We start from the raw sequence: 17,583 nt of genomic DNA, 5'->3' as shown, positions 1-17,583 counted from the left end.
TCCAACTCGCTCCACTCGTCCACCCCGTAGCCGCCATTCTCACCCGAATCGGTGAGGAGTGGTGTTTTCCGTGGTTCCATCTGACCAAATCGGCCGGGAGTAGGCGTCAACCCGCGGGCTCAACTCCGCGTACACCTGGGGTATGACACGGGAAGGCGGCGCCTCCCCCGACCCGTAGGGGTCGGACGGAGGACGCCGCCGCGGACAGGACCGGTCAGTCGCGCAGGAACACGTAGTCCGCGCGGTACGGCACCCCGACGATCTCCCCCGGCGTGCAGGCACCGGCCGGGGCGACGCCGCCGACGGTGTTGAGCCGCAGAATCTCGGTCGTACGGGCCAGCAGGCCGTGGTGCTTGCCGGACTGAGTGGCCTTCAGGTCCAGCTCCGGGATGTTCCCGGTGCCGTTCGGGGTCCGGGACAGGACGGCACCGGTGACCGCGCTGCCGTCCCGGGCGACCCACTGCGGCACACCGGAGCCGGGCGCCACGAACGAGTGCGCGATCCCGCCCCCGAGCGCGGCGCTGACGTCCCGCTGGGCGAAGGCGTAGGCACCGCCCTCGGCCGGCTTGCACTCGTAGATCTGCTTGCCCTCGATCACGGACGCCTGGAAGTTGTCGAGCGCGTGGCGGAAGGCGAAGGACGCGACGGTGACCTGGTGCAGCTGTCCACGCACCGCTCCGCCGGGGAACCGCTCGGTGTGCAGGTTGGCGTAGAACGCGCCGGGGTCGGACTTCAGCGCGTCCAGCAGCGCCGGGTCGTTCACCTTCACCGTGCCGGTGACGGTGTGGCCCCTGGCCTTGCCGAGCAGCTTGCCGAAGTCGACCTTGACGCCGCCGTTGGTGCCCTTGGCGCCCTGGTGGATGTGGAGGGCGGTCGGCCGGTCGAGGCCGCGCCACTTGACGGCGACGGAGACCTCGTCGCCCCGCACCTCGATGAACTCCAGCGCGGCTCCGTCCTGGTCCCCCACGGCCGGTCCGCCCTCGACGGGCACCTCGTTGGCGCCCCGCAGGCCGGCGGCGAGGACGGTCGCGGCCTCGCCGCCGCTCTCCACGGCCGAGGCCGAGGCGGGAACGGCCACGGCGGCCATGGCGGCTACGGCGGCAGCGCTGACGATCAGCCTCTTGCGCATGAACGTGTCTCCCCGTTTTGTCAGCCGCCGCCCCCTGCGACGGCTTCTGGGGAGGAATACGGGGTAGATCTCAGTTTGGACTCAGTCCAGGAATGTGATACGGGTCACATCGTCACCGGGGCTCTCCCGCCCCTCGCCGGGCTATCCCGCCCGGTGCACCACCGCGTCGCACAGCTCCGTCAGTGCCGCCTTCGCGTCGCACTCCCGCAGCGGCGCCAGTGCCGCCCGCGCCTCCTCCGCGTACCGCACGGTGTCCCGCCGCGCCTGGTCCAGCGCGGGATGCGTCCGCAGCGCGGTCAGCGCCTCCGCGAGCCGCCCGTCGTCGCTCAGGTCGGAGTCCAGCAGCTCGCACAGGGCGATGTCCTCGGCCAGCCCGAGCCGTGCCGCCCGCTCGCGCAGCCGCAGGACGGGCAGGGTCGGGATGCCCTCGCGCAGGTCCGTCCCCGGCGTCTTGCCCGACTCGTGGGAGTCGGACGCGATGTCGAGCACGTCGTCCGCCAGCTGGAAGGCGACGCCGAGCCGCTCCCCGTACTGCGTCAGCACGTCGACGACCGACTCGTCGGCGCCCGCCATCATCGAGCCGAACCGGCAGGAGACCGCGATCAGCGAGCCGGTCTTGCCCGCGAGGACGTCCAGGTAGTGCTCGACCGGGTCCCGGCCGTCCACCGGCCCGGCGGTCTCCAGGATCTGTCCGGTCACGAGGCGTTCGAACGCCTCGGCCTGGATCCGGACCGCCTCGGGGCCGAGGTCGGCGAGGATCTGCGAGGCGCGGGCGAACAGGAAGTCACCCGTGAGGACGGCGACGGAGTTGCCCCAGCGGGTGTTCGCGGCGTCGACACCGCGCCGCACCGTGGCCTCGTCCATCACGTCGTCGTGGTACAGCGTCGCCAGGTGGGTCAGCTCGACGACCACCGCCGACGGCACCACTCCGGGCGCATAGGGGTCACCGAACTGGGCAGTGAGCATCACGAGCAGCGGCCGGAAGCGCTTACCGCCCGCGCGGACGAGGTGCTGCGCTGCCTCCGTGATGAAGGGGACCTCGCTCTTGGTGGCTTCGAGCAAACCCTCCTCGACAGCAGCCAATCCGGCCTGGACATCGGCTTCGAGAGCCTGGTCCCGCACGCTCAGCCCGAACGGCCCGACGACGGTCACGAGGGGTCTCCTGTCTGCTGGTGTCTGCTGGTCTCAGGTGGCGATTACGCGGTTTGTCGATAGGTCGCTGCCCTCACTCAAGTCAGCGTATCCGGTCACCTTTCGATCACCGTCGCCCCCCACCCTCCCCCACTCTCGACTTCGCTCGAGCGGGAGGTACCCCCACCGCAGGGGCGGTATCGGATCACACCCGGTATGTTTCTGATCACCTGAAAAGAACGGATAACTATCGACTTACCCGGAAGTAGTGGAGCGTGTCGCGAACCAGCGTCGATGTCGAGTCCGGAAACCAGCCCCCGCCCGAGGACGACACCGCCTTCTTCGGCCAGCCGAAAGGCCTGCTCACCCTCTCCGGTCTGGAGGTCTGGGAGCGCTTCTCGTTCCTGGGCATGCAGGCCATCCTCGTCCTGTACTTCGCCGACTCCGTCGCCAACGAGGGCATGGGCATGTCGGCCGGAACCGCCGCCTCCGTCTCCGCGGCCTACGGCACCCTCGTCTACCTCGTCTCCGTCGCCGGCGGCTGGCTCGCCGACCGCATGCTCGGCTCGTACCGCGCGGTGCTGTGGGGCGGCGTCCTGATCGCCTGCGGGCACTACTCCATGGCCGTGCCCACCGCGACCATGACCTGGACGGGCCTCGGGCTCATCAGCGCGGGCACCGGGCTGCTCAAGCCCAACGTGGCCACCATGGTCGGCAAGCTCTACCGGACCGACGACGAGCGCCGGGACGCGGGCTTCGCGCTCTACTACATGGCGATCAACATCGGCGCCTTCGCGGGCCCGCTGATCACCGGCTGGCTCGGCGACCACCAGGGCTGGCACTGGGGTTTCTCGGCCGCCGCGATCGGCATGACCTTCGGGCTGGTCCAGTACGTCGCCGGGCGCCGTCACCTGGCCGGGCGCAGGCACGCGGCGGAGTTCGCCCTGGCGCCGGAGGCGATGGGGCGGACGGTGCGGCTGATCGTCGTGGGCGTGGTGGCCACGGCCGTCGTCGCCGGGCTGCTCGGGGCCGTCGGCTGGCTGACCATGGACCGGTTCGTCGACCTGCTCACCCTGATCTCGGTGATCGCACCGGTCGTGTACTTCGCGGTGATGTTCCGAAGCCCCCGGGTGACGGCCGAGGAACGCGGGCGCCTGCGACCGTACGTCGTCCTCTTCCTGGCCTCGACCGTCTTCAACTTCATCCTCTTCCAGGCCTACTCGACGATGATGCTGCTGGCCTCCACGAACGCCGAGACCACGATCCTCGGCTTCGACTTCCCGGCCAGTTGGTACGCCTCCGCGCTCGGCGCCTTCGAGGTCGGCCTCGCGCCCTTCGTCGCCGCCCTGTGGGTCCGGATGGGCCGCGGCCAGCCGCACGCCTCCAACAAGATCGCCATCGGGGTGGTGCTCGGCGGACTGTCGTTCCTGCTGATGGTCCTGCCGACGAGCGGCCACGGCAGCGACGACTACCTCATGTCCGCCTGGTGGATCGTCGGCTCCTATCTGCTCCTGGGGCTCGGCGACATCCTCTTGGAGACCTCCGGCATGTCGGCCACCACCAAGCTGGCCCCGGCCGCCTTCTCCAGCCAGACCATGTCCCTCTGGTTCCTCTCCCTCGCCCTCGCCAACGGCATCCAGGCCCAGACCGTGAAGCTCTACGACGACGTCTCCCACCCCGCCTACTTCGGCGTCAACGGCGCGATCGCGGTGGTCGCGGGCCTCGCGGTGATGGCCGCGGCGCCCTGGCTGCGCCGCACCATGCACCCCGTCCACTGAGACCGGAAAAGGCCCCGAGGTCACCGCGATGAGCCTGCACATCCGTACGTCCTTCCCCTACGAGACGACCCACGAGGACCTGCGCATCCCGCTGCCGGACGGGACCCTGCTGTACGCGCGCGTGTGGCGACCGCTCACCGAGGAACCGGTACCCGCTCTGCTCGAATACCTGCCGTACCGCCTGACCGACTGGACCGCGCCCCGCGACTTCCAGCGCCATCCCTGGTACGCGGGCCACGGCTACGCCTCCGTGCGCGTCGACATCCGGGGGCACGGCAACAGCGGGGGCCTGCCGACGGACGAGTACTCGGCGACCGAGCTGGCCGACGGGGTCGAGGTGGTCAACTGGCTGGCGGCACAGCCCTGGTGCGACGGCCGGGTGGGCATGTTCGGCATCTCCTGGGGCGGCTTCAACTCCCTCCAGATCGCGGCCCTCGCGCCCGAGCCGCTCAAGGCGGTCGTCACGGTCTGCTCCACGGACGACCGCTACGACAACGACGTGCACTACATGGGAGGTTCCGTCCTCGCCGTCGACATGCACGCCTGGGCCGCCACCATGCTGGCCTTCGTCTCCCGGCCGCCCGACCCGCGGTACGCGGGCCCGGCCTGGCGGGACCTGTGGCTCAAGCGCCTGGAGCACGTCGACCCGTTCATCCACACCTGGCTGGACCACCAGACCCGGGACGCCTACTGGCGCCACGGCAGCGTCTGCGAGGACTACTCCGCGATCGACGCGGCCGTCCTGGCAGTGGGCGGCTGGCACGACCCGTACCGCGACACGGTCCTGCGGCTGGTCGAGCACCTGCCGCAGGACCGGGTGCGGGGCATCGTCGGCCCCTGGTCCCACCAGTACCCCGACCGCGGGCTGCCGCCGGGCCCGGCGATCGGCTTTCTCCAGGAGACGCTGCGCTGGTGGGACCAGCACTTGAAGGGCATCGACACCGGCGTCATGCGCGAACCGCTGCTGCGGGCCTACGTCAGCGACTCCCACCGCCCCGCCACGGCCTACGCCACCCTCCCCGGCCGCTGGGTCGGCGAGCCGGCCTGGCCCTCCCCCCACGTCACGACCGTCTCGTACGGTCTCCAAGGCGCCCCGGTCCTCGTCCGCTCCCCGCAGCACACGGGCGTGGACGCCGGGCGGTTCTTCCCGTTCGGGAACGATGCCGACCTGCCGCCGGACCAGCGGGAGGAGGACGCCCGCTCGGCCTGCTTCGAGTTCGCGGTGGGTGAGGAGACCTGGGTGCTGGGGCGGCCCCGGGTGCGGTTGCGGGTGACCTGCGAGGTGCCGCGCGGGCAGGTGATCGCACGACTGTGCGACGTGGCGCCGGACGGGTCGTCGACGCTGGTCACCCGGGGTGTGCTGAACCTGTCGGCGCGGCACGGGCGGGACCGGGCGGTGCCGTGGGAGCCGGGCGCGACCGGGGAGGTCGCCTTCGAGCTGAACGGCATCGGGCACGCCTTCCCGCCCGGCCACCGCATCCGGCTGGCGGTCTCCTCCGCGTACTGGCCCTGGATCTGGCCGCAACCGGAGTCGCAGGCGGGCTTCACCCTGGACCCGGCGGGCAGCTTCCTGGAACTGCCGGTCAGGAGCCGTGACCTGGGCGGCGCGGACATCGGGTTCGCGGAGCCCGAGCAGGCCGAGCCGCTGGGCGTGAACTTCCCGGCCACGCTCGACGAACCCCGCCCCGAGCGGCTGGTCGTGCGGGACGTGGCCAAGGGCGAGTGGCGCCTGGAGGTCGACCCCCGCTACGGCGGCACCCGCGTCTACCCCGACGGTCTGGAGTTCACCGAGGACGCGCTGGAGACGTACACGATCGGTGAGGGGGACCCGCTCACGGCCCGCGCCCGCTCCGACTGGTCGATCCGGCTGCACCGGCCGGAGCTGGGCTGGGACACCACCGTGCGCACCCGGTCGGAGATCACCTGTGAGGCGGCTGAGTTCCTGACCGCCAACGAGGTGATCTGCACGGAGGGCGACGAGGTGGTGTTCCACCGGACGTGGGAGCGGCGGATTCCACGGACCGCCGGTTAACTGCCAGTTGGGCATCATTGCCCGATTTGCCACTCTTGCGCTCAACGGTGAGTTGGCTCACTCCAGCAGGGCCGCAAACCCCGGAATTCCGCGCTCCGCAAGCCGGACACCAAGGTCAACAGGTGCGATCTGTGAATCCGGTACTTGTTTCGGACATGTGCAGTCGCATACGTTCCGGGCCCGGGCGGACGCCGAATCCTGCCGCCGCCCGCAGACCGCTCACCTAGAGAAGAACTTCACGGCAGGAGCGGGGGACCCAGGTAAGTCGCCGGACCGGCACGTCTTCTCGGACATACCGGCACGGCTCGGGGTGAAGTCATGCCTTCCCCGGCATGGCCGGGCAGCTCCCGCCCGAACCCGACAGCTCACCTCGCAGGCGCCGGAGAGGAACTTCGTCATGCGCCTGTCCCGCAAGCTCGCCGTCACCGGTGCCGCCGTCGCCGCGCTCGCCTTCCCCGTCGTCGGCGCGACCACCGCCTCCGCGGCCACCACGACCACGGTGACCGCCACCTCGCTCGGCTACTCCGACACCCTCGACGGCTGGATCCGCGCCTCGCTCCAGGTCATGGCCCAGAACGGCATCCCCGGCACGTACGACGGCATCTACCGCAACGTCATCCGCGAGTCCTCCGGCAACCCGTACGCCATCAACAACTGGGACTCCAACGCGGCGGCAGGCACACCCTCCAAGGGCCTGCTCCAGGTGATCGACCCGACCTTCACCGCGTACCACGTGGCCGGCACCTCGTGGGACTCCTACGACCCGGTCGCGAACATCACCGCGGCCTGCAACTACGCGGCCGCGGTGTACGGCTCGATCGACAACGTCTACGGCGCCTACTGAGGGCCTTTCAGAGCTCGTTGAAGAGTCTTTCGAGGACGACGGCGATGCCGTCGTCCTCGTTCGACAGGGTCACCTCGTCGGCCACGGACTTGAGTTCGGGGTGCGCGTTGGCCATCGCGACGCCGTGGGCCGCCCAGTCGAACATCGGGATGTCGTTGGGCATGTCCCCGAAGGCGACGGTGTCCTGCGGGCCGAGCCCGAGGAACCCGGCGGCCAGCGCCAGGCCCGTCGCCTTGGTGATGCCGCATGGCTGGAGTTCGACGGTGCCGGGGCCCGACATCGTCACCGTCGCGAGGGAACCGACGACTCCGCGCGCGGTCGCCGCCAACTCGTCGTCGGACAGGGCGGGGTGGCGCAGCAGCACCTTGCTGATCGGCTCGCACCACAGGTCGTCGCGGCGGCCGACCCGCACGGCGGGCAGGGTCGGGTGCGGCATCAGATAGCCCGGCTCGATGAGCGTGAGGCCGTCCACGCCGTCCTGGTCGACGGCCGCGTAGACCTGGCCTACCTCGGCCTCGATCTTGCCGAGCGCGGTCTCGGCCAACTCCCGGTCCAGGGTGACCGACCAGAGCAGACGGTCCGCGCCGGCGTCGTAGACCTGGGCGCCCTGCCCGCACACCGCGAGCCCGGTGCTCCCCAGGTCGTCGAGGAGCGGGCGCACCCTCGGGGCCGGCCGGCCGGTCACCACCAGATGCCGGGCTCCGGCCGCCGCCACCCGCGCGAGTGCGGCGAGCGACCGGTCGGAGAGTGTGTCGTCGCCCCGGAGCAGGGTTCCGTCCAGGTCAGTGGCGACGAGTGCATATGCGGTGGGTGCGGCCATGATCAGAGAATACGGATGGAATGCCCCGCCGACTCGACGCGAACCGGACGGCCGCACCTTTCACATCCGTTGACGGCGGCTCCGGTTGCCACTCCGCTCGATTCTGTGAGCGTGCACAGACGTGAAGCGTTCCGACCCCTTGTCAGAGGGAAGGGTATCGGGTTACCTACTCGTGCTCGTGGGTGTCAGGCGTTCGCCCGGGATGTGAACGCTCACAGAAGGTCGCAGTCAAGGGCCGGGCCGACACCTGTGCTGTGCACCGTGAAAGGACTCTGACATGCGTAGACGCAGTGTTCTCACCGCCGCGGGAGCCGCCGCGCTGGCCGCGCCCGTGCTGGGAGCCGTCCCCGCCGTCGCCTCAACGGGTGGGCGCCGCCTGGAGATCCGGGCCATGGACATCTCCTCGCTGCCCAAGAACGAGGACCACGGCGCCGTGTACCGCACCGCCGACGGCCGCCGTGCGGACCCCGTCGGCCTGCTCGCCCGCGCGGGGATCAGCCACGCCCGTCTGAAGGTCTGGGTGAACCCGGCCGACGGCTACAACGACAAGGCCCGCATCCTGCCGCTCGCCCGCCGCCTGAGGCGGGCCGGGATCGGCATCTGGATCGACTTCCACTACTCCGACACCTGGGCCGACCCCGCGCACCAGACCAAGCCGGCCGCCTGGGCGGACCTGGACGTGACGGGCCTGTCCCGCGCGGTGTACGACCACACGGCCGATGTGCTGGGCGCGCTCCGGCGGCAGGGCACCCCCGCCGGCATCGTCCAGGTCGGCAACGAGATCAACGGCGGCATGCTGTGGCCCGAGGGCAAGAACTGGGGTGACGGCAGCGGGGGTTGGGACGGGCTCGGCACGCTGCTGAAGGCCGGGCTGAGCGCCGCCCGGGACACCCAGCCGCGCATCCGCACGATGCTGCACCTCGCCGCCGGCGGCGACAACGGCACGTCCCGCTGGTGGTTCGACAACGCGGTCGCCCTCGGCCTCGACTTCGACATCATCGCCCAGTCCTACTACCCGTTCTGGCACGGCGGCCTGGCCGCGGCCGCCGCCAACTTCGCGGACCTGACGGCCCGTTACGGCAAGCCGGTCGTCATCGCCGAGACCGCCTACCCGTTCACGCTGAGCAGCGAGGACGACGTCAACGACATCCTCAACAGCCCCGCGCAGCTCACCCCCGGCTTCCCCGCCACCCCCGAGGGCCAGGCCGCCTGGCTGCGCGCGGTGGCCGACCTGATGGCCGCCGTCCCGGACGGCCAGGGCCTCGGCCACTGCTACTGGGAAGGGGCGTGGACCTACCGCGCGGGCAGCGGCTGGAACCCCGAGGACCCGGCGTCGGGCAACGCGTGGGAGAACCTCGCCCTGTTCGACTTCGAGGACCGGGCACTGCCGGGACTGCGGACGCTGGGGCGGTACCGGTCGTGACGCGGTGGGCCGGTAGCGGTCGTGACGCGGTGGGCCGGTAGCGGTCGTAGCGCCGTGGACCGGCACCGGTCGTAGCGCGCCTTGTCCGCGTCCCGTCGGCGGGCGGTGGCGCGGGCGGTGGCGGTGGCGGTGCCGGTGGCGGTGGCGGTGGCGGTGGCGGTGGCGGTGGCGGTGGCGGTGGCGGTGGCGGTGAGATGCTCGCCGGATGACGGATCATCCGGAGACCTTTCTGGCTCATCTGCGCGAGGCCGCGGTCGGCGTGCTGGAGCGCTTCCCCGAGGAACTCAGGCCCGAGATATACGCCTTGTCCTTCCGTATCTGGCGCATCGACGCCGACGACCGCCACCCGTACGTGGCCATCGGCTACAACACCGAGAGCCAGTACGAGCGGGAGAAGTTCCCGGGCGGCGAGGACGAGGCCCGCTGGAACTACGCCTACTGGCTCCTCGACGGCTTCGAGGCGCTCGGCAACGTCCCCGACGATCCGGTGGGCGCCCGCGTGTACGTGGAGGAGGTCAAACAGCTCGGTGTCTGGTACGACGGAGAGTTCGACCTCGGCCGGGTGCTCGACGACGACGACCTCAGCGCCCGCACCGACCTCCTCCGTCTGCACTTCTACGACGCCGTCATCGACCTCGCCCGCCACCTGCACGCCGACGGTGTGATCGAGAAGGTCCTCGGCCGCCCGCTGCCCGTCGTCGTGTTCGACATGGACTGCCCCGGCTGGGAGGCGCACGCCACGGAGTACGCCAACCCGCCGGAGCTGGTGGCCGATTTCATGGCGTGGCAGTCGGCGGCCGAGGACCTGTGACGTCAGCCGTGCGCCGCCGCCAGATGCCTCGCCAGCCTCGGTGAGGCGAACTCCGTCCCGCACACGAACCGCATCACCGGCCCGTACGACGACGCCGACGGCAGCCCGGTGAAGTACAGTCCCGGGACCGAGGACACGTACCCGGCGCCGAGCCTGGGCGCACCCCGGCTCACGGCGAGTCGCGTCCGCAGTTCATGCCCGAGGAAGTCCATCGCGGCGAGGTCGACGCGGTAGCCGGTCGCGGCTATGACGTGGTCGGCGGAGAGACGCTCGGTGCGGCCGGTGTGGCTGAGGACGGACAGGGACGGGCGGCCGTCGGCCGTGTCGGCCTTGAGGACCCGGCGGACCTCGCTGACCCGGACCGTGCCCTCGAAGCGGTCGCGCAGCCACCAGGCGCCGAGCGGGCCGAGGACGCGGCGCACCAGGTAGTGGCGTACCTGGGCCGGCAGGTGACGGTAGGGGTGGGGGTAGTAGCTGAGCGCCCACAGGGACCAGGCCCGGCCGAACGGCGATTCCGGGCGCAGCCGGGGCTGCTTCCAGGGCGGGGCCCCGAAGGCGACGCTGCCCCGGCCGCGCGCCACGACCCGGACCTGGGCGCCCGCCTCCGCCGCGAGGGCCGCGGTCTCCAGCGCGGACTGCCCGGCCCCGACGACGATCAGCTCACGGCCGGAGAAGCGGCTGAGGTCGTGGTGCTGGGAGCTGTGGGAGACGGGGCCCGTCGGAGTGGGGCCGTCGGGCAGGGTCAGCTCGGGGGGCAGGTACGACAGGCCGGAGAGGCCGGTGGCGACGACGACCGCGCGGGCGGTGAACAACTCGCCCGAGTCCAGCTTCAGTTCGAAGCCACCGCTCCTGTGACGGTCGACGGAGACCACCCGCACCCGCTCCAGCTCGGGCACCAGCTTCTGCTGGAACCAGTCGCCGTAGCCGATGAAGGTCTCCACGGGGATGATGTCCTCGTCCGTCACCAGCCGCGGTATGCCCGTCGCGTCGCAGTAGTCGGCCAGGGTGTGGCCCGGCTGCGGGGCGTCGAGGCTGGAGGCGGCCGGGGTGGACTTGAGGAGCATGCCCGTTGGCATGTGGTCGCGCCAGCTCACCATGGGTTCGCCGAAGACGCGGACGGGGATGCCGCGGGCCCTGAGATGTGCGGCGGTCGACAGGCCGAAGGGCCCGGCGCCGATGACTGCGACTGGTCGGATCACGAAGTCCCTCCCCAGGACATCACTTCGTCACTTCGCGGTGGTGCGTCTGCTTCTGTTGCGTAGTCCTTGACTGGTCAATGTTTGGTGGCGCCGCGGCGGTTGGTCCGCCACAGCTGGTACAGGTGCTTCGCGCCCGGTCGCACGAAGCGCGCGAGCATCGTGAGGAACGGCAGCGGGTCGTCACCCGCGAGCCAGGCCAGTTCGGTCCCGCTCGCCCGGGCCGGTGCGTGCGGCGTCGTGTAGCCGCTGCGGCGGTAGGCGAGCAGGGCCGCCAGGTCGATGTTCTCCACGATGTACCGGTGCCCGGCCCGCTGTTCGCCCTCCGGGACGGAGCGGCCGGTCAGATCCAGGTGCATGGCGCGGACGACGTCCACCCCCGACTCGTTCTCGAACAGGCGGAACTGGGCGCCCATGCGGGGGTTGAAGTCCAGGAGCTTGTAGAGCCCGTCGCGCCGGTCGAAGCGCAGGTCGAGGTCGATGATTCCGGTGAAGCCGATCTGTTTGATGAAACGCGCGGCGAGGTCCGCGAGTTCCGGATTGTCGACGACGTACGCGTTCGCCGTCATTCCGGCGTGCGGCGGCCAGGAGCGGACCTTCACGCCGGTGAACATCGCGAGCGGGGTGGAGTCCGCGTCGAAGTAGGCGTGCACGATCCAGTCCTCGGCGTCCTCCCTGGGCAGGTACTCCTGGAGGATCACCGCGGGCTGCTCGCCCCAGTCACGGGCCAGGGCGAGCAGCCCTTCCCGGGTGGTGATCCGGGTCGTGCCGTTCACGGCCGGCCGGGTACGCCGGACGAACGCCTCCCGGTTCTTGGCCACCACCGGGAAGCGGGCCTTGTCGGCGAACGCGACGATGTCGTCGTACGACCGCGGAAACGCCGTCGTGGGACTGGGTATGCCGTGTTCCACGCACAGTTCGTGCAGCCCCTGCTTGCTGGCCAGCCTGCGTGGCAGCAGGCTCTCGACGGGCGGTACGAGGAAGCGGGCGCCGAGGTCGACCCGGTGCTCGGCGATCAGCACCGCGGCCTCCTCGTCGGTGGGGAGCAGGACGGTGGGGCGGCCGATCCTCCGGCCGATGTCGAGCAGGCCCGCGACGAGCCGGTCCGGCTGCTCCGTCCCCGTCGTCGGCCAGACGAAGGCCTTCCTGAGATAGCGGGAGGCCGCGGCGGGCGTGTAACGGTCCTCCGTGATCGCATACATCGGGACACCGAGACGCCCCAGACTGCGGATCGCGCCGACCCCGCCGTGATGCAGCGGGTAGTCGCCGAACTTCACGATCAAGCCCGGTACTTCTCTGTCGGGCTCGAACGGCACACGAATGTCTGCACTCCTGGCCACGGGTCCCCCCACGTGTCCCGTCCACGGAACGGCCCCACCCCGCCCGTTGTCCCCAAAGGAAGCTAAGCCGGAATTGCCGCCTCCGACCGATGCTTATCCGGACATTGCTAACTCTTTAGGCACTGCCGCGACAGGCAACTCGGCCGTAACGTGTGGCGCGACCACATGCGTACGCGGTGGTCCGACCGACGAAACGATGGAGAGCGAGGCAGCACCCCATGCCCCCCTTCGATCTGCCCGAGGGCGACCCCTTCGGCCCGCACAACCTCCCCTACGGCGTCTTCTCCCCGCCCGGCTCCACCGACCGGACCGTCGGCGTCCGGCTCGGCGACTACGTCCTCGACACGGGCGCGGCGGCCCAGGCGCTCGGTTCTCCGTACGCCCCACTCCTCGCCCGGCCCTCGCTGAACGCACTGCTCGCGGCGGGCCGCACCACCTGGTCGGACGTCCGGCGCGCGCTCACGGCATGGGTGACGGTGCCGGCCCACCAGGCGGCCGTGGCGGAGTTCCTCCACCCCCTGGCGTCCGTGACCCTGCACCTCCCCTTCGAGGTCGCCGACTACGTCGACTTCTACGCCTCCGAGCACCACGCCCGGAACGTCGGCCAGATCTTCCGCCCCGACGCCGCGGACTCCCTCACCCCCAACTGGAAGCACCTCCCCATCGGCTACCACGGCCGCTCGGGCACGGTCGTGGTCTCGGGCACCGACGTCGTCCGCCCCTCCGGGCAGCGCAAGGCCCCCACCGACCCGGCGCCGGTCTTCGGCCCCTCGATCCGCCTGGACATCGAGGCGGAGGTCGGCTTCGTGGTCGGCACCCCGTCCTCCATGGGCGGGCCCGTGGCCCTGGCCGACTTCCGGGACCACGTCTTCGGCCTCTGCCTGCTCAACGACTGGTCCGCCCGCGACATCCAGGCCTGGGAGTACGTCCCCCTCGGCCCGTTCCTCGGCAAGTCCTTCGCCACCTCCGTGTCGGCGTGGATCACCCCGCTCGACGCGCTGGAGGAGGCGCGGGTGGCCCCGCCGGAGCGGACGCACGAGCTGCTGCCGTACCTCGACGACACCGGTGCCGACGCCGAGCCCGGCGGTTACGACCTGCGTATCTCCGTCGCCGTCAACGGCCACGTGGTCTCCGAGCCGCCCTTCTCCTCCATGTACTGGACGGCCGCCCAGCAACTGGCCCACATGACGGTCAACGGGGCGTCGCTGCGCACCGGCGACCTCTACGGTTCCGGGACGGTGAGCGGCCCCGTGGAACGGCAGCGCGGCTCCCTGCTGGAGCTGACCTGGAACGGGCGGGACGCGCTCGAACTCCCCGACGGCAAGCGGACGTTCCTGGAGGACGGGGACGTGGTGACCCTGTCGGCGTGGGCCCCGGGGCCGGACGGGGTGCGGGTCGGGCTGGGCGAGGTGGTGGGACGGATCGTGGGACGGGGCGGGGAGTAGGCCGCGGAGCGAGCCCGGGAAGCGGTCCGGGAAGGGCCCGGGAAGGGCCCGGGAAGGGCCCGGGAAGGGCCCGGGAAGGGCCCGGGAAGAGCCCGGGAAGAGCCCGGGAAGAGCCCGGGAAGAGCCCGGGGAGCGGGGGACGTCACGGTGACTCCTTGCTGGGACGGGCAGTCGACGCCGCGCCGACGGGGTTGCCGGCGGGGTCGCCGACCGGCTTGCCGGCGGGGTTGCTGACCGGCTTGCCGGCGGGGTTGCTGACACGTTGCTGAAGGTGCGCTCGGGGATCGAGGGAGTCGAGGGCTACTTGAGGTGAGGGGCGGGTGCGCGGTCGAGGTCTGCCATGTGCCGCGCGGCGCCGTCATACTGACGGCGGCGGACGGTGTGCGCACGACCCGCATCGCCGTCACGCACCCCCTCACCACCCCGTCCGCCGACCAGGATCCGGAGCCCCCGGCATGACTGTCTGCCTGCTCCTGCTGGGCGCCGTCGCGCTGACAGCCGCCGTGCCGGTGCCCCGCGCGCTGACCCGGGCCGACTGGCCCGAGCGGGAACCCGTGGTCGCACTGTGGGTGTGGCAGTGCCTGGTCGCGACGGTGCTGATGTGCAATCTGACCGCCCTGGTCCTGGGCGCCGCCGCCGTCTTCGGCACGGTCCGCGACCATGTCTTCGCTCCGGCGCCCCCGGCCGTGACCGCGGCGTACGACCTGTCCGCCGCCCCGGTCTGGGCCACCGTCCTCACGCTGCTGCTGGCCTGCGGCGCCGCCTGGACGACGGCGATGCTGGCCCGCGAACTCGTCGAGGCCCGTCGGGGCCGCGGCCGGGCCAGGGCTCAGCTGCGCGAGCGCGCCCCCGAGCTCCCCGGCGGTCTGGAGGAGGCCGCGCGCGGCCCGCTGCTGGTGCTGGAGGACGAGTACCCCGACGCCTGGTGGATGCCGGGCAGCCCGCCGCAGCTGGTGGTGACGACCGGGGCCCTGCACCGCCTCACCGATGTGCAGCTGGATGCCGTGCTCACCCACGAGCGCGACCATGCCCGCGCCCACCACGACTGGCTGCTGCACCTGTCGACGGCCCTGGCGACCGGCTTCCCCCGCCTCCCGCTCTTCGCCCACTTCTGCGAGCAGACCCACCGCCTGGTGGAACTCGCCGCGGACGACACGGCCTCACGCCGCTGCGGTCATCTGACGACCGCGCTGGCCCTGATCGAGCTGAACCAGCACCGGGGAGTGCTGTCCTGCGCGTCCAGCCACCGGCTGCTGGGCGAGCGAGTGAACCGGCTGCTGGAGCCGCGCCCCCGGCTGGGGCGCCGGCACCGGGCGGTCACGGCCACGGTGGCGGGGCTGGTGCCGTTGGTGCCGCTGCTGATCGCCTTCGGGCCGGGCCTGACCGCACTGGCGGCGTGATCCCTCCCGACTCCGGCCGGGCCACCCGTACCCCCGGTCCGGCCCGGTGGACCCGCTCCGGCTCGGCGCCCTCCTACTCCCAGTCCGGCTCGGGCTCCATGTCCATCTCGGGCCAGTCGTCCGGTTCCGGTGCCGCCGCCCCGGCACCGGCCTTCACGCCCTCCGCCGGCGGTTCGCCCAGTCCCGCCAGCACGGCCAGCACACCCTCCCCGTACGTCATCCGCTTCTTCTCGCCGACCCCGCTGACCTCGCCGAGCTGCGCCACCGACGTCGGCCACACCGTGACGATCTCCCGGAGTGTGGCGTCGTGGAAGATGACGTACGCCGGGACGCCCTGCTCCTTGGCCTGTTCCGCGCGCCAGGCCCGCAGCGCCTCGAAGGCCGGGAGCAGCGCCTCGGGCAACTCGACCGCGGCGGCCTTGGTCTTGCCCCTGCCGGACGAACCGCCGGAGGAGCCCGAAGCCTTCGACACCGTCGGCTTCTTCGGTTCCTTGCGCAGCGGCACCTCGCGCTCGCGCCGCAGCACCGCCCCGCTGGCCTCGGTCAGCGTCAGCGTGCCGTACTCCCCCTCGACCGCGAGCAGCCCCTGCGCCAGCAACTGCCGTACGACACCTCGCCATTCGGCCTCGGTCAGCTCCTCTCCGATACCGAAGACGGACAGCTGGTCGTGGTCGAACTGGATGACCTTGGCGGTGCGCCGGCCCAGCAGGATGTCGACGATCTGCACCGCGCCGAACTTCTGCCCCCGCTCCCGCTGAAGTCGCACCACCGTCGACAGCACCTTCTGGGCCGCGATGGTGCCGTCCCAGGTCTCGGGCGGGGTGAGGCAGGTGTCGCAGTTGCCACAGCCCACCGGGTCCGGTTCCTGGCCGAAGTAGTTCAGCAGCTGCCCGCGTCTGCACTGCGCGGTCTCGCACAGCGCCAGCATCGACTCCAGGTGGGCGGCGGCCCGGCGGCGGAACGCCTCGTCGCCCTCGCTCGACTGGATCATCTTGCGCTGCTGTATGACGTCGTTGAGGCCGTAGGCCATCCAGGCCGTCGAGGGCAGTCCGTCGCGTCCCGCGCGGCCGGTCTCCTGGTAGTAGCCCTCGACCGACTTCGGCAGGTCGAGATGGGCGACGAAGCGGACGTCCGGCTTGTCGATGCCCATGCCGAAGGCGATGGTCGCGACGACGACCAGGCCGTCCTCCCGCAGGAACCGGGACTGGTGCGCCGCGCGCGTGCCCGCGTCCAGGCCCGCGTGGTACGGGACCACCTCGATGCCGTTCTTGGCGAGGAACTCTGCCGTGGCCTCGACCGACTTGCGCGACAGGCAGTAGACGATGCCGGCGTCGCCCTCGTGCTCCTGGCGCAGGAAGCTCAGCAGCTGCTTCTTGGGGTCGGCCTTGGGCACGATCCGGTACTGAATGTTGGGCCGGTCGAAGCTCGCCACGAAGTGCCGGGCGGCCGGCATGTTCAGCCGCTGGGTGATCTCCTGGTGCGTCGCGTGCGTGGCGGTCGCGGTCAGCGCGATGCGCGGCACGTCCGGCCAGCGCTCGCCGAGCAGGGACAGGGCGAGGTAGTCGGGGCGGAAGTCGTGGCCCCACTGGGAGACGCAGTGCGCCTCGTCGATCGCGAAAACGGCGATCTTGCCGCGGGAGAGCAGGTCGAGGGTGGAGTCCAGCCGCAGCCGCTCGGGCGCCAGATAGAGCAGGTCCAGCTCGCCCGCGAGGAACTCGGCCTCGACGACCCGCCGCTCGTCGAAGTCCTGCGTGGAGTTCATGAACCCGGCGCGCACGCCCAGCGCCCGCAGCGCGTCCACCTGGTCCTGCATCAGCGCGATGAGCGGCGAGACGACGATGCCCGTACCCGGTCTGACCAGGGCCGGGATCTGATAGCACAGGGACTTGCCGCCGCCGGTCGGCATGAGCACGACGGCGTCGCCGCCCGCGACCACATGCTCGATGACGGCTTCCTGCTCACCGCGGAAGGCCTCGTACCCGAAGACCCGGTGCAGCGCGGCCAGCGCCTCGCTCCCGGCCGCCCCGGCGGGCCCTGCCACCTCGGTCACCCCTGGCATCTCGCTGATCCCGCCCATCCCACCCATAGTCCTGTCCCCCGTACGTCGTCCCTCGACCACTGCCTCCACGATAGGGGCCCGCACCGACAGCGCCGGAGTTATCCACAGGCCCGCCCCCGCACGCTCCGCATTCACTCCAATGGGCTGTGTCACATGGAGGCGGCCCGGCCACCGG

Annotated in this window: 13 protein-coding genes and 1 riboswitch; of the genes, 7 read left to right on the top strand and 6 right to left on the bottom strand. The window is 71.4% G+C overall.

Annotation, left to right across the window (positions count from 1 at the left end; all coding sequences use genetic code 11):
* Window positions 1-214: 214 nt before the first annotated feature.
* Window positions 215-1,129 carry a CHRD domain-containing protein gene (locus DI272_RS26160; protein WP_109497705.1) on the bottom strand — a complete coding sequence of 305 codons (915 nt, stop codon included), beginning with the start codon at window positions 1,127-1,129 and terminating at the stop codon, window positions 215-217.
* Between the two features lie 141 nt (window positions 1,130-1,270).
* On the bottom strand, window positions 1,271-2,281 hold the full coding sequence (locus DI272_RS26155; RefSeq protein ID WP_109497704.1) for a polyprenyl synthetase family protein: 1,011 nt from the start codon (window positions 2,279-2,281) through the stop codon (window positions 1,271-1,273).
* A 254-nt stretch (window positions 2,282-2,535) separates the two neighbouring features.
* On the opposite strand from DI272_RS26155, the gene DI272_RS26150 reads away from it, so the two are divergent.
* From DI272_RS26150 to DI272_RS26140, 3 genes are all read left to right on the top strand, one after another.
* Window positions 2,536-4,038, top strand: a complete 1,503-nt coding sequence (locus tag DI272_RS26150; RefSeq protein ID WP_109497703.1) for a peptide MFS transporter — start codon at window positions 2,536-2,538, stop codon at window positions 4,036-4,038.
* A 28-nt stretch (window positions 4,039-4,066) separates the two neighbouring features.
* A complete protein-coding gene (locus DI272_RS26145) occupies window positions 4,067-6,070 on the top strand; it encodes a CocE/NonD family hydrolase (protein WP_109497702.1) in 2,004 nt (667 codons plus the stop codon).
* Between the two features lie 222 nt (window positions 6,071-6,292).
* Window positions 6,293-6,462, top strand: a riboswitch (cyclic di-AMP (ydaO/yuaA leader).
* Window positions 6,463-6,467: 5 nt separating this feature from the next.
* Window positions 6,468-6,914 (top strand): transglycosylase SLT domain-containing protein, encoded by a 447-nt coding sequence (locus tag DI272_RS26140; protein ID WP_109497701.1) that lies wholly within the window; start codon window positions 6,468-6,470, stop codon window positions 6,912-6,914.
* Window positions 6,915-6,921: 7 nt separating this feature from the next.
* On the opposite strand, the gene DI272_RS26135 is transcribed toward DI272_RS26140, so the two are convergent.
* Entirely contained in the window at window positions 6,922-7,734 is an 813-nt protein-coding gene (locus tag DI272_RS26135; protein WP_109497700.1) for an HAD family hydrolase, read from the bottom strand.
* Window positions 7,735-8,011: 277 nt separating this feature from the next.
* On the opposite strand from DI272_RS26135, the gene DI272_RS26130 reads away from it, so the two are divergent.
* A complete protein-coding gene (locus DI272_RS26130; RefSeq protein WP_109497699.1) occupies window positions 8,012-9,157 on the top strand; it encodes a glycosyl hydrolase 53 family protein in 1,146 nt (381 codons plus the stop codon).
* 205 nt (window positions 9,158-9,362) lie between these two features.
* Window positions 9,363-9,968 (top strand): hypothetical protein, encoded by a 606-nt coding sequence (locus tag DI272_RS26120; RefSeq protein WP_181387315.1) that lies wholly within the window; start codon window positions 9,363-9,365, stop codon window positions 9,966-9,968.
* Between the two features lie 2 nt (window positions 9,969-9,970).
* Here the strand turns inward: DI272_RS26120 and DI272_RS26115 are convergent, their stop codons facing one another.
* A complete protein-coding gene (locus DI272_RS26115) occupies window positions 9,971-11,167 on the bottom strand; it encodes an FAD-dependent oxidoreductase (protein ID WP_109497698.1) in 1,197 nt (398 codons plus the stop codon).
* Between the two features lie 74 nt (window positions 11,168-11,241).
* The gene (locus tag DI272_RS26110; protein WP_109497697.1) at window positions 11,242-12,480 is read right to left on the bottom strand and encodes an ATP-grasp domain-containing protein; all 1,239 of its coding nucleotides are present in this window, start codon (window positions 12,478-12,480) and stop codon (window positions 11,242-11,244) included.
* 242 nt (window positions 12,481-12,722) lie between these two features.
* On the opposite strand from DI272_RS26110, the gene fahA reads away from it, so the two are divergent.
* Together fahA and DI272_RS26100 are read left to right on the top strand one after the other, a co-directional pair.
* Window positions 12,723-13,949: a fumarylacetoacetase gene (gene fahA, locus DI272_RS26105; RefSeq protein ID WP_109497696.1), complete on the top strand. Its 1,227-nt coding sequence runs from the start codon at window positions 12,723-12,725 to the stop codon at window positions 13,947-13,949.
* A 455-nt stretch (window positions 13,950-14,404) separates the two neighbouring features.
* Window positions 14,405-15,349, top strand: coding sequence for a M56 family metallopeptidase (locus DI272_RS26100; protein WP_109497695.1), 945 nt, complete (start codon window positions 14,405-14,407; stop codon window positions 15,347-15,349).
* Between the two features lie 73 nt (window positions 15,350-15,422).
* Here the strand turns inward: DI272_RS26100 and recQ are convergent, their stop codons facing one another.
* Entirely contained in the window at window positions 15,423-17,435 is a 2,013-nt protein-coding gene (recQ, locus tag DI272_RS26095; RefSeq protein WP_375138068.1) for a DNA helicase RecQ, read from the bottom strand.
* Between the last annotated feature and the right edge of the window lie 148 nt (window positions 17,436-17,583).

Origin of the sequence: Streptomyces sp. Act143 (assembly GCF_003143935.1) — a bacterium.
Classification (GTDB): Bacteria; Actinomycetota; Actinomycetes; order Streptomycetales; family Streptomycetaceae; genus Streptomyces.
Note: the sequence above shows the minus strand (reverse complement) of the source record. Positions and strands in the feature narration are given on the sequence as shown.

Coding starts and splice junctions, on each gene's coding strand:
- recQ (WP_375138068.1), bottom strand. CDS start 17,435: ATGGGTGGGATGGGCGGGATCAGCGAGATGCCAGGGGTGACCGAGGTG.
- DI272_RS26135 (WP_109497700.1), bottom strand. CDS start 7,734: ATGGCCGCACCCACCGCATATGCACTCGTCGCCACTGACCTGGACGGA.
- DI272_RS26130 (WP_109497699.1), top strand. CDS start 8,012: ATGCGTAGACGCAGTGTTCTCACCGCCGCGGGAGCCGCCGCGCTGGCC.
- DI272_RS26120 (WP_181387315.1), top strand. CDS start 9,363: ATGACGGATCATCCGGAGACCTTTCTGGCTCATCTGCGCGAGGCCGCG.
- DI272_RS26140 (WP_109497701.1), top strand. CDS start 6,468: ATGCGCCTGTCCCGCAAGCTCGCCGTCACCGGTGCCGCCGTCGCCGCG.
- DI272_RS26100 (WP_109497695.1), top strand. CDS start 14,405: ATGACTGTCTGCCTGCTCCTGCTGGGCGCCGTCGCGCTGACAGCCGCC.
- DI272_RS26145 (WP_109497702.1), top strand. CDS start 4,067: ATGAGCCTGCACATCCGTACGTCCTTCCCCTACGAGACGACCCACGAG.
- DI272_RS26160 (WP_109497705.1), bottom strand. CDS start 1,129: ATGCGCAAGAGGCTGATCGTCAGCGCTGCCGCCGTAGCCGCCATGGCC.
- fahA (WP_109497696.1), top strand. CDS start 12,723: ATGCCCCCCTTCGATCTGCCCGAGGGCGACCCCTTCGGCCCGCACAAC.